Source organism: Enterobacter sp. BNK-13 (assembly GCF_048685015.1).
In the GTDB taxonomy this organism is placed as follows: Bacteria; Pseudomonadota; Gammaproteobacteria; order Enterobacterales; family Enterobacteriaceae; genus Enterobacter; species Enterobacter quasiroggenkampii.
In genome coordinates, this window is the sequence record NZ_JBLQTP010000001.1 from 1,587,087 (window position 1) to 1,608,677 (window position 21,591).

At 55.6% G+C, this 21,591-nt stretch carries 24 protein-coding genes; 7 read left to right on the forward strand and 17 right to left on the reverse strand.

Going from position 1 to position 21,591, the window contains the following annotated elements; genetic code table 11:
- The first annotated feature begins 36 nt into the window (after positions 1 to 36).
- Entirely contained in the window at positions 37 to 555 is a 519-nt protein-coding gene (gene sodC, locus ACMGGQ_RS07625; RefSeq protein WP_048030739.1) for a superoxide dismutase [Cu-Zn] SodC, read from the forward strand.
- Here the strand turns inward: sodC and ACMGGQ_RS07630 are convergent.
- The 3 genes from ACMGGQ_RS07630 to ACMGGQ_RS07640 are packed head-to-tail and all read right to left on the reverse strand — an operon-like array spanning position 534 to position 3,666.
- Complete coding sequence (locus tag ACMGGQ_RS07630) at positions 534 to 2,567, reverse strand: FUSC family protein (RefSeq protein ID WP_048222777.1); 2,034 nt, start codon at positions 2,565 to 2,567, stop codon at positions 534 to 536. The genes sodC and ACMGGQ_RS07630 overlap by 22 nt on opposite strands.
- Positions 2,567 to 3,427, reverse strand: a complete 861-nt coding sequence (locus ACMGGQ_RS07635; protein WP_420289795.1) for an efflux RND transporter periplasmic adaptor subunit — start codon at positions 3,425 to 3,427, stop codon at positions 2,567 to 2,569. Before ACMGGQ_RS07635 ends, ACMGGQ_RS07630 begins: the two co-directional genes overlap by 1 nt.
- Positions 3,428 to 3,429: 2 nt before the next feature.
- On the reverse strand, positions 3,430 to 3,666 hold the full coding sequence (locus ACMGGQ_RS07640) for a DUF1656 domain-containing protein (protein ID WP_024909360.1): 237 nt from the start codon (positions 3,664 to 3,666) through the stop codon (positions 3,430 to 3,432).
- Positions 3,667 to 3,852: 186 nt separating this feature from the next.
- Between ACMGGQ_RS07640 and slyA the strand changes: the two genes are divergently transcribed.
- Entirely contained in the window at positions 3,853 to 4,293 is a 441-nt protein-coding gene (gene slyA / locus ACMGGQ_RS07645; protein WP_021241135.1) for a transcriptional regulator SlyA, read from the forward strand.
- A 35-nt stretch (positions 4,294 to 4,328) separates the two neighbouring features.
- Here slyA and ACMGGQ_RS07650 read toward each other — a convergent pair whose 3' ends face one another.
- Both ACMGGQ_RS07650 and slyB read right to left on the reverse strand, forming a co-directional pair.
- Complete coding sequence (locus ACMGGQ_RS07650; protein WP_063621460.1) at positions 4,329 to 5,690, reverse strand: GGDEF domain-containing protein; 1,362 nt, start codon at positions 5,688 to 5,690, stop codon at positions 4,329 to 4,331.
- Positions 5,691 to 5,886: 196 nt separating this feature from the next.
- The gene (gene slyB, locus ACMGGQ_RS07655; RefSeq protein ID WP_008500578.1) at positions 5,887 to 6,354 is read right to left on the reverse strand and encodes an outer membrane lipoprotein SlyB; all 468 of its coding nucleotides are present in this window, start codon (positions 6,352 to 6,354) and stop codon (positions 5,887 to 5,889) included.
- A 255-nt stretch (positions 6,355 to 6,609) separates the two neighbouring features.
- On the opposite strand from slyB, the gene anmK reads away from it, so the two are divergent.
- From anmK to pdxY, 5 genes are all read left to right on the forward strand, one after another.
- Positions 6,610 to 7,734, forward strand: coding sequence for an anhydro-N-acetylmuramic acid kinase (anmK, locus tag ACMGGQ_RS07660; protein ID WP_420289796.1), 1,125 nt, complete (start codon positions 6,610 to 6,612; stop codon positions 7,732 to 7,734).
- A gap of 93 nt (positions 7,735 to 7,827) precedes the next feature.
- A complete protein-coding gene (mliC, locus tag ACMGGQ_RS07665) occupies positions 7,828 to 8,151 on the forward strand; it encodes a C-type lysozyme inhibitor (protein WP_025758348.1) in 324 nt (107 codons plus the stop codon).
- 57 nt (positions 8,152 to 8,208) lie between these two features.
- Positions 8,209 to 8,865, forward strand: a complete 657-nt coding sequence (pdxH, locus tag ACMGGQ_RS07670; RefSeq protein WP_008500575.1) for a pyridoxamine 5'-phosphate oxidase — start codon at positions 8,209 to 8,211, stop codon at positions 8,863 to 8,865.
- 125 nt (positions 8,866 to 8,990) lie between these two features.
- Positions 8,991 to 10,265, forward strand: a complete 1,275-nt coding sequence (gene tyrS, locus ACMGGQ_RS07675) for a tyrosine--tRNA ligase (RefSeq protein ID WP_008500574.1) — start codon at positions 8,991 to 8,993, stop codon at positions 10,263 to 10,265.
- A 67-nt stretch (positions 10,266 to 10,332) separates the two neighbouring features.
- Positions 10,333 to 11,193 carry a pyridoxal kinase PdxY gene (gene pdxY, locus ACMGGQ_RS07680; protein WP_063621462.1) on the forward strand — a complete coding sequence of 287 codons (861 nt, stop codon included), beginning with the start codon at positions 10,333 to 10,335 and terminating at the stop codon, positions 11,191 to 11,193.
- 77 nt (positions 11,194 to 11,270) lie between these two features.
- Here the strand turns inward: pdxY and gstA are convergent, their stop codons facing one another.
- The 12 genes from gstA to blr all read right to left on the reverse strand — a co-directional run bounded on the left by gstA (position 11,271) and on the right by blr (position 21,532).
- Positions 11,271 to 11,876 carry a glutathione transferase GstA gene (gene gstA / locus ACMGGQ_RS07685; RefSeq protein WP_025758353.1) on the reverse strand — a complete coding sequence of 202 codons (606 nt, stop codon included), beginning with the start codon at positions 11,874 to 11,876 and terminating at the stop codon, positions 11,271 to 11,273.
- A 105-nt stretch (positions 11,877 to 11,981) separates the two neighbouring features.
- On the reverse strand, positions 11,982 to 13,490 hold the full coding sequence (gene dtpA / locus ACMGGQ_RS07690) for a dipeptide/tripeptide permease DtpA (RefSeq protein WP_045910333.1): 1,509 nt from the start codon (positions 13,488 to 13,490) through the stop codon (positions 11,982 to 11,984).
- Between the two features lie 591 nt (positions 13,491 to 14,081).
- On the reverse strand, positions 14,082 to 14,717 hold the full coding sequence (nth, locus tag ACMGGQ_RS07695; protein WP_008500570.1) for an endonuclease III: 636 nt from the start codon (positions 14,715 to 14,717) through the stop codon (positions 14,082 to 14,084).
- The gene (locus ACMGGQ_RS07700) at positions 14,714 to 15,400 is read right to left on the reverse strand and encodes an electron transport complex subunit E (RefSeq protein ID WP_008500569.1); all 687 of its coding nucleotides are present in this window, start codon (positions 15,398 to 15,400) and stop codon (positions 14,714 to 14,716) included. Before ACMGGQ_RS07700 ends, nth begins: the two co-directional genes overlap by 4 nt.
- A 2-nt stretch (positions 15,401 to 15,402) precedes the next feature.
- Entirely contained in the window at positions 15,403 to 16,023 is a 621-nt protein-coding gene (rsxG, locus tag ACMGGQ_RS07705; RefSeq protein ID WP_420289797.1) for an electron transport complex subunit RsxG, read from the reverse strand.
- Between the two features lie 10 nt (positions 16,024 to 16,033).
- Positions 16,034 to 17,086: an electron transport complex subunit RsxD gene (rsxD, locus tag ACMGGQ_RS07710; protein ID WP_024909350.1), complete on the reverse strand. Its 1,053-nt coding sequence runs from the start codon at positions 17,084 to 17,086 to the stop codon at positions 16,034 to 16,036.
- A complete protein-coding gene (rsxC, locus tag ACMGGQ_RS07715; RefSeq protein ID WP_420289798.1) occupies positions 17,087 to 19,204 on the reverse strand; it encodes an electron transport complex subunit RsxC in 2,118 nt (705 codons plus the stop codon).
- Positions 19,155 to 19,775, reverse strand: coding sequence for an electron transport complex subunit RsxB (gene rsxB, locus ACMGGQ_RS07720; RefSeq protein ID WP_420289799.1), 621 nt, complete (start codon positions 19,773 to 19,775; stop codon positions 19,155 to 19,157). Before rsxB ends, rsxC begins: the two co-directional genes overlap by 50 nt.
- The gene (gene rsxA, locus ACMGGQ_RS07725) at positions 19,775 to 20,356 is read right to left on the reverse strand and encodes an electron transport complex subunit RsxA (RefSeq protein ID WP_008500564.1); all 582 of its coding nucleotides are present in this window, start codon (positions 20,354 to 20,356) and stop codon (positions 19,775 to 19,777) included. The genes rsxB and rsxA overlap by 1 nt, the downstream gene beginning before the upstream one ends.
- A 76-nt stretch (positions 20,357 to 20,432) precedes the next feature.
- Entirely contained in the window at positions 20,433 to 20,873 is a 441-nt protein-coding gene (locus ACMGGQ_RS07730) for a DUF2569 domain-containing protein (protein ID WP_420289800.1), read from the reverse strand.
- A gap of 86 nt (positions 20,874 to 20,959) precedes the next feature.
- Positions 20,960 to 21,175 carry a transcription modulator YdgT gene (gene ydgT, locus ACMGGQ_RS07735; protein ID WP_013096896.1) on the reverse strand — a complete coding sequence of 72 codons (216 nt, stop codon included), beginning with the start codon at positions 21,173 to 21,175 and terminating at the stop codon, positions 20,960 to 20,962.
- Between the two features lie 231 nt (positions 21,176 to 21,406).
- Positions 21,407 to 21,532: a division septum protein Blr gene (gene blr / locus ACMGGQ_RS07740; protein WP_168112406.1), complete on the reverse strand. Its 126-nt coding sequence runs from the start codon at positions 21,530 to 21,532 to the stop codon at positions 21,407 to 21,409.
- Between the last annotated feature and the right edge of the window lie 59 nt (positions 21,533 to 21,591).

Genomic DNA, 21,591 nt, shown 5'->3' on the forward strand with positions numbered 1-21,591 from the left:
ACACTTAAGGGGCAAAAAATAACCAGCGGAGGTCATATGAAGCGTTTTGCTCTGGCAATGGTCGCGCTGGTTGTTTGCGCAGGGGCGCAGGCAGCCAGCGACGAAGTGGAAATGAATCTCGTCACCTCTCAGGGTGTGGGTCAGTCCATCGGTACGGTGAAAATCACGGAAACCGACAAAGGGCTGGAGTTCGCTCCCAACCTCAAAGCACTCCCTCCCGGTGAGCATGGTTTCCATGTTCACGCCAAAGGAAGCTGTCAGCCCGCATTAAAAGAGGGTAAAGCGTCAGCGGCGGAAGCGGCAGGGGGGCATCTGGATCCCCAGCATACCGGCAAGCATGAGGGCCCGGATGGAATGGGACACCTGGGCGATCTGCCCGTGCTGGTGGTCAATAACGACGGTAAAGCCACCGATCCCGTTGTCGCGCCGCGTCTGAAAAAGCTGGATGAGGTAAAAGGTAAAGCGCTAATGATTCATGTCGGCGGCGACAATATGTCCGATCAGCCTAAACCGCTTGGCGGCGGCGGGGCGCGTTATGCCTGCGGCGTGATCTGATCCCCAATGGTACCAGGCGGTGGTGCTTGCTCCAGCTGTGACAGCGAGCAGTGCAGCCGCCAGATTATCGAGGCCAAATCACGGGCGGCGGGGAGATGATGTCGTGCAAGCGTATCGCAGATCCGCTGCAGTTCATTCAGCGTGGTTGCCAGCGGTCGCTGCTGGACACCGCGTTCGCTCATCACATCGCGAAGCAGAGAGATGCACACATCGCGAACCTGCGACAGCGGGTCGGAACGTGTTTCCCACCCGCGAAGCTGCCAGACCACATGCGAACAGTTCAACAGCACCACGCCCCAGCGCAGCAGCCAGCGCCGGGAAAGCGCGTCCTGGCTGTTATTGAGCTGGCTCACGTGATGATAAACCAGCGATTCATACTCGTTTTCACGAAGATGCGGTTTACGGCTGAGCTGGTCCACAAATCCCCGGCGTAACTCCCGGATATGCCTGCGGCTTTTGCGGGCATCGGAGCCGGGGCGCAACACCGCGAAAGCCAGCCACGCCAGCCCCACGCCAAGGATTTTCGCCAGATTGTCATTAAGAAAATCGGCGTAATCATAAACCGGCGGATTGGTCACGGAGATAAACGAGCCCATAAAGACAATCAGTTGCCCCCACAGGCCCGCCTGTTTTGGCATTTGCAGCTTGAGTAGCTGCATGGTGGTCAACAGCGGAAACAGAAACAGCAGGAACTGCCACAGATCGCTTATCTGCACCATCAGGCCAAACTTCACCACAAAACTGAACAAAGACAGCAGCACCAGGGTGCGTAGCAGGAGCGTCAGCGAGTTGAACGGCGAGGCCGCGACGGAGTAAAGCACGCAGCTGATGGCAGCAAGCGTCAGGGCCGCCGTACCGGACTCCCACTGCGTGGTGATGCTCCACGCCCCCACCAGCATCAGCGCGCAGAAGGTGCGAAAACCGCTCCACAGCGCTTCCAGGTAGTCGGTATGGCGGGCGAGAGCCGGACTCCCGGGCACGTTGAACTCCGTGACCGGCGTGGCATTCTCAACCGCGTTAATCCAGCGGCTGCTGCGCAGGTAGAGTCGGCAAAAGTAATTCAGACGCTGCCAGAAGGCGCGATGGCGATAGTCGTACTCATCAACCGGGGCGAGCGGGGCGATGATCTTCGCAACGGTGTAGATGTCCGCATCCGGGCGCGCAAGAGCCGCGAGCAGCGTTTCGATGACGGCACGGGTGTTTTCCGGCGGCGTCGGCCAGTTGAGCAGCATTCTGCGCAGGCTGGAGATGGCGCTGGTCATACGCAGCTGCTGGTGCAATAAATAATTAAGCAGGGTGTTCTGACGCCGAAAGCGATAGTGGCTCCAGAACGCCTGAATACGCAACAGATTCATCGTCAGGATCTGTCCGATCACCTTTTCATGCGCGAGGCGGATCTCATCGCTGGTATCCGGTTGCCACAGCAGGCTCGCGTGCTCAAGCAGCCGGGTATGCATGGTCTTGAGGGCGGTGATAAGCGCGGTGCCGTCGGAGGTGCTGGGGAGGATCATCATCATGAAGCCACCGCTGAGGATCCCGACAATGACTTCACAGACGCGCGCCTGCGCGATATCCCACAGTTCGGTGGTGTCGAGCACGTTCACCACCGGGAAGGCGATAATGGCGGCGGTATAGCCCGCCAGCTGGAAAGCGTAGGCGACGTTATTGGTAAAATGGGCGCAGGCCCAGGTACAGCACCCCAGCCACGCCGCCATGCTCAGCAGGAACATCCACGGATCGTTCAGCGTATGGCCGGCAATAATTAACGCCGCCGTGGCCCCCAACAGGCTGCCGGCGATGCGCCCAAGGCTCTTACTGATCACCCCGCCGACCGTAGGAAAACTCACCACCGCGGCAGAGGTCATCGCCCAGTAGGGTTCATCCAGGTTCAGGTAATAGGCGACGGTCAGCGCCAGACACATGGCAATGCCGTTACGCAGCGCGTAGCGCCACTGAGGGCGCGTCGCTTTGATCCACGGCGTGTTTTGCCAGGAGAGTGCCGGCAGCTTCATCACCGGTTTCCGATGGAGACAGTACAGGTGGTGCCGGAGACCAGCATGATGTCCTGCGGTAAATGGTCAAACTCCACGCGAACCGGCACGCGCTGAGCGAGACGCACCCAGGGCACGTTCGGCTTGATGTCCGGCACCAGGCCAGAATCCGTTTCGACGCTTTGATCGTAAATGGCGCGGCCAATGCTGGATACGTGACCCTGTAACTTCTGCGAGCCACTGTAAAGCGTAATGGCGGCGGGCGATCCCTCGCGAATATGGCGAAGCTTGGTCTCTTCAAAATAGCCCACCACGTAGAAGGAGTGGCTGTCGACGAGGGCAAAAACGGGTTGTCCCGTGGTGGCATAATTCCCCACGCGAGCGGAAAGGTTGGTGACCCACCCGTCAACCGGCGCGGTAATCACCGTTTGGGTCAGCTCCCACTGGGCCTGCTTCAGCGTGGCTTCGGCCACGTTGACGTTCGCCTGCATGGCCTTCACGTTGATGTTGGCAGTGTCTAAATCTTCCGCTGAGATGTAATTTTGCGATAGATGCCGGCGGCGGTTGGCCTCGTTATTCGCTTTCGCTAAGTCTGACTGGGCTTTCGCCAGCTGCGCCTCGGCGTTCAGAATCGCGATGTGGTACGGGGTATCGTCGATCCGGAAGAGTACCTCACCCTTTTTAACGTACTGGTTATCCTTAACGAGCAGCGTCGTGATGCTTCCCGACACCTGCGGGGTGATGCTGACCTGTTCAGCGCGAATTTTGCCGTCACGGGTCCAGGGGGACTGCATATAAAAATTCCACATCCACCAGCCTGCAACCAGCGCGAGGGCGAGAACAAAGAGGGTGGAAAAGTACTTCAGCGTTTTCAGAGGCATAGTCACCACACCATCAAGACAGCAAGGCCCAGACATACGGAGAGGGCAAACAGGGAAAGATCCATCAGCATGGGATGCCAGATTTCGCCGGAGTACATCCAGTCGCGAAGCAGACGATGCGCGATGAGCCAGAGAATAAAGCCCACCAGCACGGCTTTAAACAGGGGAGGAAAGTAGACTGACGCACCGAAGATCAGATCCTGAAGGGGTAACCCCTCTGAGCGATGAAAAAACGTCACGGGCAGAAATCCTTTGCAGTGAACAGAATGCCGCGTTGGCTTGTCTTAGTATGATGAAGCATCACAATTCAGTGTAAGTCATACTTTTAAGTTCGATGAATGCAGTATTGCATTTGTTTTGGCAATACAAATGCTGCACACTATTCTAAAATCAGTATAATAACTTAGCAAGCTAATTATAAGGAGATGAAATTGGAATCGCCATTAGGTTCTGATCTGGCAAGGTTGGTACGCGTCTGGCGTGCTCTGATTGACCATCGCCTGAAACCTCTGGAATTAACACAGACGCATTGGGTCACGCTGCACAACATTCATCAGCTTCCGCCCGATCAGTCGCAAATTCAGCTGGCAAAAGCGATAGGCATTGAGCAACCGTCGCTGGTGCGCACGCTTGATCAGCTGGAAGAGAAGGGGTTGATCTCCCGACAAACCTGCGCCAGCGATCGTCGTGCTAAGCGGATTAAACTCACTGAGAAAGCGGCGCCTATCATCACCGAAATGGAAGCCGTCATCACCAAAACGCGCGGTGAAATCCTCTCAGGCGTTTCACCGGCGGAGCTGGAAATGCTCATCAGCCTCATTGCTCGCCTTGAGCAAAATATCCATGAGCTGCAGTCTCGCGACTGATAAACACGAAGGCCTTGCACCAGCAAGGCCTTTTTTTACTTAAAGACGACCACACGATTACGACCCGTCTCCTTCGCTTCATACATCGCCTTGTCGGCACTTTCCACGCACGCTTCTGCGGTTATCGTTGATGACGTTGCCGTAAACACCCCCATACTGATGGTGATGGGCTCCGGCAACTGACCGCCGCTGCTGGTTTTATCAAAGCTGCTTAGCTTCAGACGTATGCGTTCGGCCACCTGGTACGCGGAGTCTGACGACGTGTTGGCCAGCATCAGCACAAACTCCTCGCCGCCGATACGGGCCGCGATGTCCTGCGGGCGCACGGAATCCATCAGCAGGTTGGCGACAAACTGCAGGACTTTATCGCCCTGGAGATGCCCGTAGGTGTCGTTAATGCGCTTGAAGCGATCGAGATCGCTGACAATGACGGAAACGGGGCGGTTGGGTCTGGCGATATCCAGCGCCTGGTTTAACGATTCATAAAAATAGCTGCGGTTATAAAGGCGCGTGAGCGGATCGCGAATCGAGTTCTGATAGGACTGCTGATATTTTACGTGCGAGTCGCGATACAGTCTGAAGACATCGTAAAGCAGAACAAAAATAATCAGCAGCGTGGCGACAGTTTCAAATAACCGGGCGCGATACCAGGAGATATCTTCGGCATGTCCACCCGCTAACAGCATTGAAAGCGTGACGATATAGCAAACACACAGAAAATTTCCACCTACCCAGAATAAATTGCGCACGCGCGTGACAAACATCAGCGCTACTAATGTTATCACCCAGAAAACAATTAAAGAGATATTAATGCAATGGCTCCAGAGGACCATAAACTGCCGGGTTTCATTATCAACCAGGTCAATCGATAACAAGGGCGAGTGGCTGGAATATATCCAGGCCAGTCCCACTGCACAGGCGGTAAAAAGAGACGCCCCGCTCACAATTGAGATATGCGCCAGCCGTGAAAGAGGGTATTTGCGCATGGGATAGAGTATTGCCGCCACGATGAACAGCACCGCCATTAAAAAGTGGCGGAACATATAGTAGATCATCGCATCGTTGTAGTTCACGACGTTGAACTGATAGAGATCCAGCCAGGCGGGGAAGCTGGTCAGCGTTCCGACCATCAGCAATGCGGACCCGGCAAAGGCAAAGGCGATTGCGACCAGATACAGTCGTCTTTTGTCACACCCGTATTTCATCGCCATAAAACAGGCAATAAACAGGTGAAACACCAGAAGAAAAATGGTGAGCGTAGGGAATAAAAGCGGTGAAAAGGACGGAACCCATTCAACGAGTTTTAAAAACAGCGCGTGCAATATCCCGATAACAACAAGGCAACCGAGACAGAACGCGATATAACGGCTCGTTAGAGCACGACGATTCGCAAGCATAGAATTTTTACAAATTATAATGAATAAAGAGAAAGTGATTGCGAAGAGTCTAATCAATTAGTGCAATAAATACTTTGCGCAGAAACAATATAAGGGGTGATTAATAATGGATGGTGTGAATGTATTTTGTAATTATATTTGTGAAAGTGATATATATTGTAAATGGATGTGGCCCGAAGACCACATCCACTTTTAATTAACGTGGAGAAACGGTCACCTGGCTTCCGTTGCTCGCCAGTACAACGCGCTGGCCTGCAGAGAAGCGGGTGCTGCCCTGTTTCTGAACAACCATGATCGTGCTGCCGTCGTCTTTACGAATTTCCAGTTCTACGCCCTGAGTTTTGTTCATCGCACCCTGAACGCCCTGGCCGGCTACGCCACCCGCAACGGCACCTGCGGCTGTCGCCAGAGAGCGTCCCGTACCACCGCCGACGGTATTACCCAGGAAACCACCCAGAACGGCACCGCCGATTGCGCCCATCACGTTGTTTTCATCACCACCCTGAATCTGTACAGGGCGTGCGTTAACAACGGTACCGTAAGTCACGTTCTGAACCTGTTTCGCTTCAGAAGCGCTGTAAACGTCGCCAGAAAGTGAACTGTCATTCACACAGCCAGCCAGAGTTAAACCAATCAGCGAAACGCCCAGTACACGTAAAATCATTTGAATCTCCTGTTCACCAAAAACGCCCGATTGGGGGCATCCGTTATGGCTAAATTATATGGCATAAGGAGCCATAGTTCATATCTTTGCACTAACAATAGGAAAATTGTACTTGAATTTGACTTAACGAGACATAAACAGGATCCGCCCGCGCTACCCGTATGACATTGTTAAAAAATATTATTGCCGGATGGCAAAGCGGCGCCGTTTATGGTTGAGTGGATATCCTTAGCCCACGCAACGTAAGGAAAGCGCATGAAATCGGGTCGCTACATTGGTGTGATGTCAGGCACCAGTCTGGATGGGGTAGATGTCGTTCTGGCCGCCATTGATGAAAACATGGTGGCACAGCAGGCGAGCCTGACCTGGCCAATCCCCATTTCACTGAAAGAGGATATTCTCAGTATCTGTCAGGGGCAGCAGTTGACCCTCTCCCAGCTTGGACAGCTGGATGTCCGCCTCGGGGCGCTGTTTGCAGATGCGGTGCAGGCTTTGATGCAAAAAGAACATCTTCGCCCGCATGATGTGGTCGCCATCGGGTGTCACGGACAAACGGTCTGGCATGAACCCATCGGAGAGGCCCCGCATACTCTGCAAATCGGCGATAACAACCAGATTGTAGCGAAGACGGGCGTCACGGTGGTCGGCGATTTCCGTCGTCGCGATATTGCCCTTGGCGGACAGGGCGCACCGCTGGTGCCCGCGTTTCATCAGGCGCTGCTGGCGCACCCTTCAGAACGGCGTATGGTGCTCAACATTGGTGGGATCGCCAATCTGTCGATGCTTACCCCCGGGCAGCCGGTCCGCGGCTACGATACCGGCCCGGGCAATATGTTAATGGATGCCTGGATCTGGCGTCAGTGCGGTCAACCGTACGATAAAAACGCGGAGTGGGCGAGCGAGGGTAAGGTGATTATCCCGCTGTTGCAGTCCATGCTGAGCGATCCTTATTTTGCCTTACCGGCACCGAAAAGCACGGGGCGTGAATACTTCAACTTTGGCTGGCTTGAGCGCCAGCTGGCGTCATTCCCGGCGCTCGCGCCGCAGGATGTTCAGGCGACGCTTGCCGAGCTCACGGCCGTGTCGATTTCTGAACAGGTGCTCCTCAGCGGCGGATGTGAGCGCCTGCTGGTGTGCGGCGGGGGAAGCCGTAACCCGCTGGTGATGGCCCGTCTTGCCGGGCTGCTGCCGGGCACCGAAGTGTCGACGACCGATGAGGCCGGCATCAGCGGAGATGATATGGAGGCGCTGGCCTTCGCCTGGCTTGCCTGGCGCACCATTGCCGGGCTGCCGGGCAATTTACCGTCGGTAACCGGCGCGCGCGAGGCGAGCGTCCTTGGGGCGATTTTCCCGGCAAATCCGCGTCATAATCAGAGTTAACTGAAATTCAGCGCGGCGCGTCGTCGTTAAAATGGAACGAAACAGGGGGGCAGCCATGCCCTCCAGGACCAGGAAAGTCTTCGGAATACGCCCATGAAAAAACTTCTTCTTATTGCCGCCCCTTTGTTGCTGTCAGGATGCAGCGTCTACAACCAGCTCCTTGAGCGCATGCAGACCGATACGCTTGAGTATCGCTGCGACGAAAAACCGCTGACCGTGAAGCTGAACAATCCACGCCAGGAAGCCAGTTTTGTTTATGACAATAAACTGCTGACGCTGAAGCAGGGCATTTCAGCCTCGGGCGCGCGTTACACCGACGGTATCTATGTCTTCTGGTCGAAAGGCGACAGCGCCACGGTCTACAAACGTGACCGTATTGTGCTGAACAATTGCCAGCTCGAAAATCCGAAGCGTTGAGATTTTTACAGGGGCGGCGCACAATAGCGCCACCCACTCTCAATGTCAGCTAACGCCATGTCAGATAACGACGAACTGCAGCAAATTGCGCATCTGCGCCGTGAATACACCAAAGGCGGCCTGCGTCGCCAGGATCTTCCCGCTGAACCCCTCGTGCTTTTTGAACGCTGGCTGAAACAGGCCTGCGAAGCGAAACTGGCCGACCCCACGGCTATGGTCGTCGCGACGGTGGATGAAAACGGTCAACCGTATCAGCGCATCGTATTGCTAAAGCATTATGACGAGAAAGGACTGGTGTTCTACACCAACCTTGGCAGCCGCAAAGCGCACCATCTGGAAAACAATCCGCGTATCAGCCTGCTGTTCCCGTGGCACATGCTGGAACGTCAGGTCATGGTGACCGGCAAAGCGGAACGTCTCTCGACGCTGGAAGTGGTGAAGTATTTCCACAGCCGCCCGCGTGACAGCCAGATTGGCGCCTGGGTATCAAAACAGTCCAGCCGCATTTCCGCCCGCGGGGTGCTGGAAAGTAAATTCCTCGAGCTGAAGCAGAAGTTCCAGCAGGGTGAAATCCCGCTGCCGAGCTTCTGGGGTGGTTTCCGCATCCCGATTGAGCAAATCGAGTTCTGGCAGGGGGGCGAACATCGCCTGCACGACCGCTTTTTATACCAGCGCGAGAATGGCGGTTGGAAAATCGACAGACTGGCGCCGTAATCCCCGAAATTTGTTGATTTAAGCGCTAGCGCACACCGCGCTTGCGCTTTATTCTATGGTCCTTTCGCATCAGGCGAAAAGTCGTGTACCGGCAAAGGTGCAGTCGTTTATACATGGAGAATTTGATGGCAAGCAGTAACTTGATTAAACAATTGCAAGAGCGGGGCCTCGTGGCCCAGGTGACGGACGAGGAAGCGTTAGCAGAGCGACTGGCGCAAGGCCCGATCGCGCTCTATTGCGGCTTCGATCCCACCGCTGACAGCTTGCATTTGGGGCATCTTGTTCCATTGTTATGCCTGAAACGCTTCCAGATGGCGGGCCATAAGCCTGTTGCCCTGGTGGGCGGTGCGACCGGTCTGATTGGTGACCCAAGCTTCAAAGCCGCTGAGCGTAAACTGAACACCGAAGATACCGTGCAGGAGTGGGTCGATAAGATCCGCAAACAGGTTGCACCGTTCCTCGACTTCAACTGTGGCGATAACGCCGCGATTGCCGCGAACAACTACGACTGGTTTGGGAGCATGAACGTGCTGACCTTCCTGCGTGACATCGGCAAGCACTTCTCTGTTAACCAGATGATTAACAAAGAGGCCGTGAAGCAGCGTCTGAACCGTGACGACCAGGGTATCTCCTTTACCGAGTTCTCCTACAACCTGCTGCAGGGGTATGACTTTGCCTGCCTGAACAAACTGCACGGTGTTTCCCTGCAGATTGGCGGTTCTGACCAGTGGGGTAACATCACCTCCGGTATCGACCTGACCCGTCGCCTGCACCAGAATCAGGTGTTTGGTCTGACCGTTCCGCTGATCACTAAAGCAGACGGCACCAAATTCGGTAAGACGGAAGGCGGTGCGGTATGGCTCGATCCGAAGAAAACCAGCCCGTACAAATTCTACCAGTTCTGGATCAACACGGCGGACGCCGATGTTTACCGCTTCCTGAAGTTCTTCACCTTTATGGATATTGAAGACATCAACGCGCTTGAAGAAGAAGACAAGAACAGCGGTAAAGCGCCGCGCGCGCAGTACGTGCTGGCGGATGAAGTGACCAAACTGGTTCACGGTGAAGAAGGTCTGGCCGCGGCAAAACGCATTACCGCTAGCCTGTTTAACGGCACCCTGAGCGATCTGAGCGAAGCGGACTTCGAACAGCTGGCGCAGGACGGCGTGCCAATGGTTGAGATGGAGAAAGGGGCTGACCTGATGCAGGCGCTGGTGGATTCTGAACTCCAGCCTTCCCGCGGTCAGGCGCGTAAAACCATCGCGTCCAACGCCATCACCATCAACGGTGAAAAGCAGGCCGACCCGGAATACACCTTTGTTGACGGCGACCGTCTGTATGGCCGCTACACCCTGCTGCGTCGCGGTAAGAAAAACTACTGCCTTGTCTGCTGGAAATAAGTCACAGTCTTCAGGGGCGTGGGAAACCACGCCCCTTTTGTTTTTTTAAGGGTTGGGTAAGCATAAAATGAAGAACATCCTCGCCATTCAGTCCCATGTTGTTTTTGGACATGCTGGCAACAGCGCAGCGGAATTCCCGATGCGCCGCCTCGGCGCCAACGTCTGGCCCCTCAATACCGTTCAGTTTTCCAACCACACGCAGTACGGCAAATGGACCGGCTGCGTAATGCCGCCTTCACACCTCACCGAGGTGGTGCAGGGCATTGCCGATATCGGCCAGCTCAAGCGCTGTGACGCCGTACTGAGCGGTTATCTTGGTTCCGCAGAGCAGGGGGAGCATATTCTCGGCATCGTACGCCAGGTGAAGGCCGCTAACCCGTCGGCAAAATATTTTTGCGACCCCGTCATGGGCCATCCGGAGAAAGGCTGCATCGTGGCGCCGGGTGTAGCGGAGTTCCACGTCCGCCACGCGCTGCCCGCCAGCGATATCATTGCGCCAAACCTGGTTGAACTGGAAATTCTCTGCGAGCATCCGGTTAACAGCGTAGAAGAGGCCGTAAGCGCGTCTCGCGAGCTGATCGCGCAGGGGCCTGAGGTTGTGCTGGTAAAACACCTCGCGCGCGCAGGGCTAAGTCAGGATCGCTTTGAGATGCTGCTGGTGACGAAAGAGGATGCCTGGCACATCAGCCGTCCGCTGGTGGATTTTGGCCTGCGCCAGCCGGTGGGCGTGGGGGATGTGACCAGCGGCCTGCTGCTGGTGAAATTACTGCAAGGGGCAACGCTGCGCGATGCGCTGGAGCATGTTACTGCGGCAGTGTACGAAATTATGACGGCGACGAAAGAGATGCAGGAATATGAGCTGCAGGTGGTCGCAGCACAGGATCGAATCGCGAAGCCGGAGCACTATTTCAGCGCAACCCAGCTTTAAACGATGCCGGGTGGCGCTGCGCTTACCCGGCCTACAACACCCGTAGGCCCGTGCAAGCGAAGCGCCGCCGGGCGATATTAGCTAAGCCCTTCCGCTTTCAGCGCCGCAGCCACCGCAGGACGCTCTGCCACACGCTTCATATACGATGCAATGTGGTCTAACCCTTCCAGATTCAGCTTAACCGCACGCGCCCAGCGCAGCACGGTGAACAGGTACGCATCAGCGATCGTGAAGCGCGACCCGCCAATCCACTGCTCGTCTTTCAGCGATTCGTTAACGTACTGCAGCTTTTTCTCCAGCAGGGCGCGCAGGGTAGGCTTAAACTCTTCCGGCGTATCCGGGCGGAACAGGGGGGTAAAGCCTTTGTGCAGCTCGGTGGCAATGTAGTTCAGCCACTCCAGCGTTTTATAGCGAGAAATGGTACTGACCGGGGCCAGCAGCTGGCGATCGGGCACGCTATCGGCCAGGAACTGCATAATCGCCACGCCTTCGGTCAGCAGAGTACCGTCATCCAGCAGGAGCGCCGGAACTTGTCCTTTCGGGTTAATGGCAAGAAAATCATCGCCGTTTTCCAGACGTTTTTTCATCAGATCAACGCCATCCAGCGTGAAATCTTTGCCGCTCTCGCGCAGGGTGATATGGGAAGCAAGAGAGCACGCGCCCGGTTTGTAGAACAGTTTCATCGGTAACTCCTTTTCGCTGAGGTTTCAGCTATGTTAGTGCGCAAACGGATAAAAAAAAAGCCGCTAATAGATTAGCGGCTTCTGGTCAGTCGTTTCTCACGGATATCACGCGGTAGCGGTTTTGGTCGCCTTAGCGGTCTTGTCGTCGTCCTGAGTCATTCGATTCAGTTTCGGTGCAGTCAGCAGCATCAGAGCGGCAATAACGGCAGTCGCGATACCAATCTGCATGAACACGGTACCGTAGACGTTCAGAGAAACCAGTGGATCAGTGACGTTTTCCGGTACGGCCATCAGGTTCGCAATCTTGCCTGCGATAATGGCTGCACCCGCAGTAGTCAGGAACCAGCTACCCATAATGAAGCCCATCAGACGCTGTGGCACCAGCTGTGCAACCATCGCCAGACCCAGACCGGAGATCATCAGTTCGCCGATAGACTGCAGCGCGTAGCTCAGGATCAGCCAGTTAACGGATACGATACCGGCGTCGGTAGCAAATTTGGTACCCAGCGGCAGCACCAGGAACGCGCCGGAGCACAGCACCATACCGATAGCGAACTTGTGCGGCATTGGCAGACGGTCGCCCATTTTGTTGTAGATCGCGGCCAGAATCGGGCTACCAATCATGATCCAGAACGGGTTCAGCGCCTGATACTGCTCCGGTTCGAACGCAATACCCAGGATGGAGTGCTCAACGTTACGAATGGCGAAGAAGTTCAGAGAGGTTGGCATCTGGCTGTACAGTACGAAGAAGATAATCGCTTCCAGCATCAGAATGAACGCCACGATCATCTTACGGCGGGCTGCACCCTGCATGGCGAATGCTTCTTTCGCAAAGATGACCACGATACCCAGCGCGACCACGCCCAGAACGGCACGTGCGATGCCCTGGTTGTGCAGCAGCCAGGTGGCGATCGCCGCCAGGGCAACAACGCCCACAATGGTCGCCAGCAGTTTGCCCATATGCACAGGCTCGAAGTCCGGTTTTGAACCGTAGTTTTTAACCCAGCTGCGGCAGAACAGGAAGTTCACCACGGTGATCAGCATACCGACGAAGCTCAGCGCAAACGCCACGCTCCAGCCGAATTTTGCTGCAAGCCATGGGGTGGCCAGCATTGAGAAGAACGAACCGATGTTGATGGACATGTAGTACATGGTAAATGCACCGTCCAGACGCGGATCGTCTTTGCTGTAGCAGGTAGAGAGCAGGGAGGACGGGTTCGCTTTAAACAGACCGTTACCGACGGCAATCGTCGCCATACCCATATACACGACAGCGGCATCGTGCCCTGACCATGCAACCAGACCATAGCCAATTGCCAGGACAATGGCGCCCAGCATGATGACACGTTTAGTGCCGAGGACTTTATCGCCCAGCCAGCCGCCAATCGCGACCAGACCGTACACCAGAGCACTGAAGGAGGAGAACAGCGTGATGGAATCGGCTTCGGACATACCCAGCTGTTTCACCAGGTAAACTGCCATGATCCCTTGCAGGCCGTAATAACCAAAACGCTCCCATAACTCGATAGAGAAGATGAGATAGAACGCTTTTGGTTGTTTAAAAGCGTTAAGACTCACGCTTTCATCTGTTGGTTTATTGTTTGCAGTAGACACATATACCTCTTTTTTTACATCCCATATTAACGGGGGTGTTCATAGCGTGATGGCCGTAGTCCATACGCCTTATAGTTATATTGGGAGGAGAAACGGCGGGTAATGTTCACTATCCTGCCCCATCTGGCAATACGTTTGTAATAATCTGTTACATATATCTGGGGTGGTATAATCGTCGGTTCATACAAATGTTATTCAGCGTTAAATTTTATACGATGTGTAAAGGTAGTTTTTTCGACTGGCAGAGACCCGTCAGGACCGGTGTTTGGCGATATGTCCTGCTATTTGCCGTCTCTGGCAGTGATATAGCCCAAATTCTGAAAAATAGCTGGTCTTATCGTCGGTAAAAAAAGAAGAGTGTCTTGTCAGACAAAGGCTTTAGCTCGATTTTGACAACAAAAAAACAACATGAAGTTATCAGGGTGATCGCGATCACAGATGTATAGAAATTTTCGGCTATGAAAAAAGTATTAACCTGTTTGAGCGTTAAAGCACCGAACAAGTGACAGCCTGGGGGAGACGAAAGGCGAACAAATAACGGCCAAAAGAAGCGTGCACCATCACCCTTCTTTTGGTGTGGGGTTTTGTGGTTCAGGGATATACTTTTTCTTTGTATTCGCAGAGATCTTCAATAATGCAGGAGCCGCAGCGAGGCTTACGGGCAATACACGTGTAACGACCGTGCAGAATCAGCCAGTGATGGCAATCAACCTTAAATTCAGCCGGAACCACTTTGAGCAGCTTCTCTTCGACCTGCTCGACATTTTTCCCCGGCGCAAAGTTGGTCCGGTTAGACACGCGAAATATATGCGTATCGACGGCGATAGTGGGCCAGCCAAACGCGGTATTGAGCACCACGTTCGCGGTTTTACGACCTACGCCCGGTAAAGCTTCCAGCGCAGCACGGTCTTCCGGCACTTCTCCTCCGTGCTGTTCCAGCAGGATCCGGCAGGTCTTAATGACGTTCTCGGCTTTGCTGTTAAACAGGCCGATGGTTTTGATATACGACTTCACGCCTTCCACGCCCAGCTCCAGCATGGCCTTCGGCGTATTGGCGACCGGATAGAGCAGGGCGGTGGCTTTATTGACGCTCACGTCGGTCGCCTGTGCAGAGAGCAACACCGCGATCAGCAGCTCAAACGGGGAGGTAAAATTCAGCTCCGTCGTCGGGTGCGGGTTCTCGTCCCGCAGACGGGTCAGGATCGCAATGCGCTTTTCTTTATTCATGAGGCCTTCTCGGGTGTCCCTTCCAGAACGCTGCGCTCAGCCGCGCGGCGCTTACGTTTCTCATCAATCAGGTATTTTATCGCCAGCATCATGCCAAGGCCAATAAACGCACCGGGCGGCAGCATCGCCAGCAGGAATGGCGTATCGGTGTGGAACACTTCAATGCGCAGCGCTTTGGCCCAGCCGCCCAGCAGCGCATCTGCGCCGTCAAACAGCGTACCGTTGCCGAGGATTTCGCGCAGGGATCCCAGCACGAACATGGCGCACGTGGCGCCCATGCCAATGGAAAATCCATCCAGCGCCGACATGGCCGGACTGTTTTTCACCGCGAAGGCTTCCGCACGCCCGACCACGATACAGTTGGTGACGATAAGGGGAATGAAGATCCCGAGCGACTGGTACAGACCGAACGCGTAGGCGTTAATCAGCATCTGAACAATACTGACCACCGACGCAATGATCATGACGTAAATCGGAATACGAATTTCCGACGGCGTCCAGCGGCGCAGGGCAGAGATGGAGAGGTTGGTCAGGGTCAATACCAGCGTGGTTGCCAGACCCAGACCGAGCGCGTTGGTGGCGGTGGATGTCACCGCCAGCAGTGGGCACATGCCCAGAAGCTGAACCAGCGCGGAGTTGTTTTTCCACAACCCCTGGACAATAACCTCTTTAACCTGGCTCATGATTACTCCTCACAGGCCGGAAGATTGTTGATTTGCGCGGGCAGCGTTTCAGCATACAGCCCGGCTCGTTTTACGGCATTCACCACCGCACGTGGGGTGATGGTCGCACCGGTGAACTGGTCAAACTCGCCGCCATCTTTCTTCACCGCAAACGCGGTGTCATCTTCACCATGGATCACTTTACCGGCAAAGTGCAAAATCCAGTCGCTCAGACGGGTTTCAATTTTATCGCCAAGACCCGGCGTTTCGTGGTGTTCCGTCACGCGGGTGCCCAGTATGGTGCCGGAGAAATCGCTGCCCACAAGCAGCTGAATGGCACCGGAATAGCCGTCAGGCGCCGTCGCTTCCATCACTGCGCCGACCGGTTTATCCCCTTTGCGAGCAATAAAGAGGCGGTGCAGGCCTTTCCCAAGCTGCGGCGCGTCTACCACAAAGCAGCTTTTTTGCAGGTCGTTATCGTAGAAGTCGGACGGGATCACCTGATCGAACAGCGCCTTTTGCTGCTTCGAGGCCTGCTCTTCGATGGTCGTTTTGGTCAGCGCATTAACCAGCGCCGTCAGCCCTGTCAGGACCGCGGCGAAGACAGCCAGCGTGACGCCGTGTTTTTGCATCGTTTTTAACATGGCGAAACCCTTAGCGATGACCGTACACGCGTGGACGCGTGTAATAGTCGATGAGCGGAACGGTAATGTTGGCGAGCAGGACGGCAAAAGCCACGCCGTCCGGGTAGCCACCAAAGCTGCGAATGAGCCAGACCAGCAGGCCTGCCAGCGCGCCGAAGATCAGGCGTCCGCGGTTAGTCGTTGAGGCCGTTACCGGATCCGTCAGGATAAAGAAGGCACCCAACATGGTCGCGCCGGAGAGCAGGTGCATCTGCGGGCTGGCCAGTGATTCAGGAGAGAATACCCAGCCCAGCGTGGCGCAGACCGCCAGCGTCACGAGGAAGCTGACCGGAATATGCCAGCGGATGGCTTTCTGCTGCAGCAGGAACAGGCCACCCAGCAGATACGCCAGGTTGACCCACTGCCAGCCAGCACCCGCCAGCACGCCGCTGTAGATCGCCGATTTCATGATCTGCTCTACGCTGTGCCCGGCATGCAGGGACGTTTTAAAGGTATCAAGCGGCGTTGCCTGGCTGATACCGTCCACGCCCATACGCAGCGCGTTCATATCGGCACCGAGTGCCGTATGGCCGGTAAAGATCACGTGCAGAGCATCCATGAAGCCCGGAACCGTGGCCGCAATCTCGTGCGGTGGCAGCCAACTGGTCATCTGTACCGGGAAGGAGATCAGCAGCACCACGTAGCCAATCATCGCCGGGTTAAACGGGTTATGGCCCAGTCCACCATACAGCTGTTTGGCAATGATCACCGCAAATACGGTGCCGAGGATCACCATCCACCACGGGGCAAACGGCGGGATACTGATAGCCAGCAGCAGGCCGGTCAGCAACGCGGAGTTGTCGGCAAGAATGCGGGAGACCGCTGCCTTGCGCAGCTTAAGGACAAGCGCTTCCGCCGCTAAGGCGCTGGCACAGCCCAGGATTATCTGGAACAGGGTTCCCCAGCCGAAAAACCAGCACTGAACGGCAATGCCCGGCAGCGCCGCCAGGCAGACCAGCATCATAATGCGCGATGTCTGGCGCTGATTGTGGGTGTAAGGGGAGCTTGCGATTCTGAAAACCATTTAATCCTCGTTAACTGCTTGCTGTGCGGCTTTCTTTGCCTGAACGCGCGCAATGGCGGCGGCGACGGCGGCTTTACGCGGGTCATCGTTGGCGGCCTGCGGTTGTTCATCCTGCTGCGCCGCTTTGCGCGCTTTAGCGCGGGCAATCGCCGCTTCGACGGCGGCTTTACGCGGGTCAACCGGCGCTTCGGGTTCTGCGGTTTGCGTCTGCTGTGCCGCTTTGCGCGCTTTAGCGCGGGCAATCGCCGCTTCGACGGCGGCTTTACGCGGGTCGACCGGCGCTTCGGGTTCTGCGGTTTGCGTCAGCTGTGCCGCCTTGCGCGCTTTGGCACGGGCAATCGCCGCCTCAACGGCCGCTTTGCGAGGGTCGACAGCGTCCTGCTCGACCACCACATTCTGCTCACCAGCTTTGCGTGCTTTGGCGCGGGCTATTGCCGCTTCAACGGCGGCTTTGCGTGGATCAACCTCAGCATCCGTCTGGGTCGTTTGCGCTTTTTCTGCCTGACGGGCGCGGGCCTGAGCTTTACGCGCTTCACGCGCAGCAATCGCTTTGCTGTTGTCCGGCTTCTCGCCGGCCGGGATCACCACGGGCTGCGCCGCAGTGGCTTTTTTCTCGCGAACGCGCGCCAGTGCGGCGTTAATCGCATCCTGATCTTTCTCGCCAGGCTGAACGGCGGCCTGCTTATGGCGCTCCTGACGGGCAATTTTTTCGCGTTCCAGTCGTGCCTGACGTGCTTCAAAGCGCGCTTTGGCTTCTGCTGCGCGTTTTTCTTCCATGGAAATGGCATAAATTTCCGCCTTCTCCTGGCGGAAATACTGCACCAGAGGAATGTTGCTAGGGCAGACCCAGGCGCAGGCGCCGCATTCGATACAGTCGGCCAGGTTATGGGCTTTCGCCTTGTCGTGCAGTTGGCCTTTGCTGTACCAGTACAGCTGCTGCGGAAGCAAATCCGCCGGGCAGGCGTCGGCACAGGCGCTGCAGCGAATACAGCCTTTTTCTTCCTGCTCTTCACCCATCTCGGTCGGGGAAGGGGCGAGCAGGCAGTTGGTGATTTTGACTACCGGCACATCAAGCCACGGCAGGGTAAAGCCCATCAAGGGGCCGCCCATGATCACCATCTGGTCGCTTGACGGACAAAACTCAGCCTGCTCCAGCAGGTGACGCACCGGCGTACCCAGACGCGCCCAGACGTTGCCCGGACGAGAGACTGCTTCCCCGGTCAGCGTTACCACGCGCTCGGTCAGCGGCTCGCCGTCGATTACCGCGCGTTTCACGGCGTATGCGGTCCCGACGTTCTGCATCAGCACGCCAATATCCGAAGAGCGTCCGCCGTGCGGAACCTGCTTACCGGTGAGAATTTGCGTCAGCTGTTTAGCACCACCAGAGGGGTACTTGGTCGGGATAACGCGCAGGCTAATATCGTGACTGCCCGCCAGCACGGCGCGCAGCATTGAGATAGCCTGCGGTTTATTGTCTTCGATACCGATCAGCACTTCCCGCGGCTGCAGAATGTGCGCGAGGATGCGGATGCCTTCCACCACCTGGGCGGCGCAGTCCTGCATCAGACGATCGTCGGCGGTGATGTATGGTTCGCATTCGGCGGCGTTAATAATCAGCGTCTGAATATTATCGCCACCGCCGCGCAGTTTGACGCCGGTCGGGAAACCTGCGCCGCCGAGGCCGGCAACGCCGAACTGATGAATGCGCTCGATGAGCGCTTCGCGGCTATGGGAGCGGTAGTCGCTCCAGCCGTCACGGTCGATCCAGCGGTCTTCGCCGTCGGCTTCAATCATCACGCTCAGCTCTGAGAGCGCTGACGGATGGGCCACCGTATGGGGTGCGATGGCGACCACCTTACCGGAAGTGGGGGCGTGCACCGGCAGCATACGTCCGCGACCAAAGGTCAGCGGCTGACCGCGAAGGACGGTATCGCCTTCTTTCACGCACAGCTCACCCTCCGCGCCGATGTGCTGCTTGAGCGGCATAACGAAACGGGTCGCCAGCGGAATTTGACGCAGCGGCGTGCCGTTAGACTGGGTTTTCATCTCCGGTGGGTGAATCCCCCCGTCAAAGTTCCAAATCTTCTCTTTTCTGAAAGCAGAAAATAACTTTAGCATGTTGTTCCACAGGAATATTGCGAACCGGAATGGTTTGAAGATCCCACTTCCAGCTTTCGGTAGTCGTTTCAACCGGGCGCAGCTCGATACATTGCGTCGGGCAGGGTGCTACGCAGAGGTTACAGCCGGTGCACAGGTCCGCCACCACGGTGTGCATGGCGCGCGTTGCGCCAACAATGGCGTCGACCGGGCAGGCCTGAATACATTTGGTGCAGCCGATGCAGTTCGCTTCGTCGATCACGGCCAGCGCGCGGACTGGCTCCTGCACATCCGCATCGCCGTCAACAGGCTGCGGATCAACGTTAAGCAGGGCCGCAATTTTCAACATCACCGCTTCGCCACCGGGCGCACAGCGGTTAATTTTCTCACCCTGAACCCCTACCGCTTCGGCATAGGGGCGGCAGCCCGGGTAGCCACACTGCCCGCACTGGCTTTGTGGCAGAAGCTCATCAATTTTCTCTACAACGGGATCGTCCTCTACCGCGAAACGGCGGGAGGCGTAACCCAGGATAAGGCCAAACACCAGCCCCAGGACGCTGATAGAGGCGATGGCAATCCAGATAGCATTCATTACAACTTCACCAGACCACTAAAGCCCATAAAGGCCAGAGACATTAAACCGGCGGTCACCAGCGCAATCGCGTTACCACGAAAGGGCGCAGGGATATCCGCTGCGGCCAGGCGCTCGCGAATAGAGGCAAACAGCACCATGACCAGCGAGAAACCGACGGCCGCAGAAAAACCATACAGCGCCGACTGCATAAAGTTATGGCCAAGGTTGATGTTTAGCAGCGCCACGCCGAGAACGGCGCAGTTGGTGGTGATCAGCGGCAGGAAGATACCCAGCAGGCGATAGAGCGCCGGGCTGGTTTTGCGCACCACCATTTCGGTAAATTGCACCACCACCGCGATAACCAGGATAAAGGCCAGCGTACGGAGATAGGTTAACCCCAGCGGAATGAGGATCCAGGTATCAATCCACCACGCGCAGATGGACGCCAGCGTCATGACGAAGGTCGTCGCCAGCCCCATGCCCATTGCCGTTTCCAGTTTTTTGGAAACGCCCATAAACGGACACAGGCCAAGGAACTTCACCAGAACGAAGTTGTTAACCAGCACGGTGCCGACAAAGAGCAGTAAGTAATCGGTCATTATTTAGCCTGAAATAAAAAAGCCGCCTATTATCGGACAAACACACGCAGGCGACAACAGGTTATCTGTAGGGTTATTACGGGTTCACGAAGGTGTTTTTCACCCGTGTCGAACGCTTGAAGTAGGGCACCAGCAGCGCCGCGGCCAGCAACGGGAAAAGCAGCTGACGAACGGCCAGCGCGTCTGAAACGGGCGAAAAAGCAAATGCCTTCACCGCCAGCAGGACCGAAACCAGCAGCCAGATAATGTAGTGCTTAGGCACATTCTTACGGCGCTTAAAGAAGGCGATGGTCAGCCACAGCGTGTAGTACCACATCCCGATCGCGAAAACGAACGACACGAACCACAACGCAATATTAAGCACGCTTTGCGACATCAGGATCTGGATGGCGTGGGGGGTAATCAGTGCGGTGGTATAAAGCAGCAGCGCAAGTGATGCGCTTAATAAGGCAACCAGCAGCCATGCCAGTGGGGCGATTAACCAGCCTCCAATGCGTTCTCCAGGCGTTGCGGTCATGAACTCTCCCATAATCTGCGCGAAATGTTGTACAGCCAGTTGGCAGGGCGGAGAGTATATAACATTTCGCGCGGATGGCTACTTTCTTATAAAACGTAACGCCATACGGACTTAGGCACTTCGCCGACGTTGAACAAACGACCACCGGAGACCAGCTCCGCACGGCGATGGTCAGCGGCGCGATACATATTAATGATGTCCTGATTATCCGACAGGGTGTAGTTCAGATGGTCAAACAGTTTTTCCAGGCTCTCAAGCGAATTGATCTTGCGAAATTTTAATAAATAGTCCTGAACTGTCATATTAATAAGTTTCCATATAAAAGTGAGTAATACCAGTTAAGGTAATTCGTTCGAATAATAAACGGATTAATAAAGACGTAAACAGCCCACTCAGGTAACGCGACGAAATTAGGAGTTTTCTTTGCTGAAATTCAGGCATCAGACGATGCCTGGAAGAGAAGGTTAACCGTGTTCACCAGGGCTGGCAATAAGTAACTGACATATTATGTCACTCTTTATTGCAGTAACCGGTTACTTAGGTTGAGCGACGGTGACAGGCTCCGGCGGCTGGTAGTTATCGATATGGCTGGCAACGCCCAGCAAAATGACCGAAACCCCAAGGACAATCCATCCCGCTAATTCAATGATTCGATTAATAATTGACGTCATGATACGTAATTGTACTTTATCCATAAAGACAGGGCGCAAATGTTACA

Bases quoted from the DNA above. Each gene is read 5' to 3' on its own strand.
- sodC (WP_048030739.1), top strand. From the start codon at position 37: ATGAAGCGTTTTGCTCTGGCAATGGTCGCGCTGGTTGTTTGCGCAGGG.
- ACMGGQ_RS07630 (WP_048222777.1), bottom strand. From the start codon at position 2,567: ATGAAGCTGCCGGCACTCTCCTGGCAAAACACGCCGTGGATCAAAGCG.
- ACMGGQ_RS07635 (WP_420289795.1), bottom strand. From the start codon at position 3,427: ATGCCTCTGAAAACGCTGAAGTACTTTTCCACCCTCTTTGTTCTCGCC.
- slyA (WP_021241135.1), top strand. From the start codon at position 3,853: ATGAAATTGGAATCGCCATTAGGTTCTGATCTGGCAAGGTTGGTACGC.
- ACMGGQ_RS07650 (WP_063621460.1), bottom strand. From the start codon at position 5,690: ATGCTTGCGAATCGTCGTGCTCTAACGAGCCGTTATATCGCGTTCTGT.
- slyB (WP_008500578.1), bottom strand. From the start codon at position 6,354: ATGATTTTACGTGTACTGGGCGTTTCGCTGATTGGTTTAACTCTGGCT.
- anmK (WP_420289796.1), top strand. From the start codon at position 6,610: ATGAAATCGGGTCGCTACATTGGTGTGATGTCAGGCACCAGTCTGGAT.
- mliC (WP_025758348.1), top strand. From the start codon at position 7,828: ATGAAAAAACTTCTTCTTATTGCCGCCCCTTTGTTGCTGTCAGGATGC.
- pdxH (WP_008500575.1), top strand. From the start codon at position 8,209: ATGTCAGATAACGACGAACTGCAGCAAATTGCGCATCTGCGCCGTGAA.
- tyrS (WP_008500574.1), top strand. From the start codon at position 8,991: ATGGCAAGCAGTAACTTGATTAAACAATTGCAAGAGCGGGGCCTCGTG.
- pdxY (WP_063621462.1), top strand. From the start codon at position 10,333: ATGAAGAACATCCTCGCCATTCAGTCCCATGTTGTTTTTGGACATGCT.
- gstA (WP_025758353.1), bottom strand. From the start codon at position 11,876: ATGAAACTGTTCTACAAACCGGGCGCGTGCTCTCTTGCTTCCCATATC.
- nth (WP_008500570.1), bottom strand. From the start codon at position 14,717: ATGAATAAAGAAAAGCGCATTGCGATCCTGACCCGTCTGCGGGACGAG.
- ACMGGQ_RS07700 (WP_008500569.1), bottom strand. From the start codon at position 15,400: ATGAGCCAGGTTAAAGAGGTTATTGTCCAGGGGTTGTGGAAAAACAAC.
- rsxG (WP_420289797.1), bottom strand. From the start codon at position 16,023: ATGTTAAAAACGATGCAAAAACACGGCGTCACGCTGGCTGTCTTCGCC.
- rsxD (WP_024909350.1), bottom strand. From the start codon at position 17,086: ATGGTTTTCAGAATCGCAAGCTCCCCTTACACCCACAATCAGCGCCAG.
- rsxC (WP_420289798.1), bottom strand. From the start codon at position 19,204: ATGCTAAAGTTATTTTCTGCTTTCAGAAAAGAGAAGATTTGGAACTTT.
- rsxB (WP_420289799.1), bottom strand. From the start codon at position 19,775: ATGAATGCTATCTGGATTGCCATCGCCTCTATCAGCGTCCTGGGGCTG.
- rsxA (WP_008500564.1), bottom strand. From the start codon at position 20,356: ATGACCGATTACTTACTGCTCTTTGTCGGCACCGTGCTGGTTAACAAC.
- ACMGGQ_RS07730 (WP_420289800.1), bottom strand. From the start codon at position 20,873: ATGACCGCAACGCCTGGAGAACGCATTGGAGGCTGGTTAATCGCCCCA.
- ydgT (WP_013096896.1), bottom strand. From the start codon at position 21,175: ATGACAGTTCAGGACTATTTATTAAAATTTCGCAAGATCAATTCGCTT.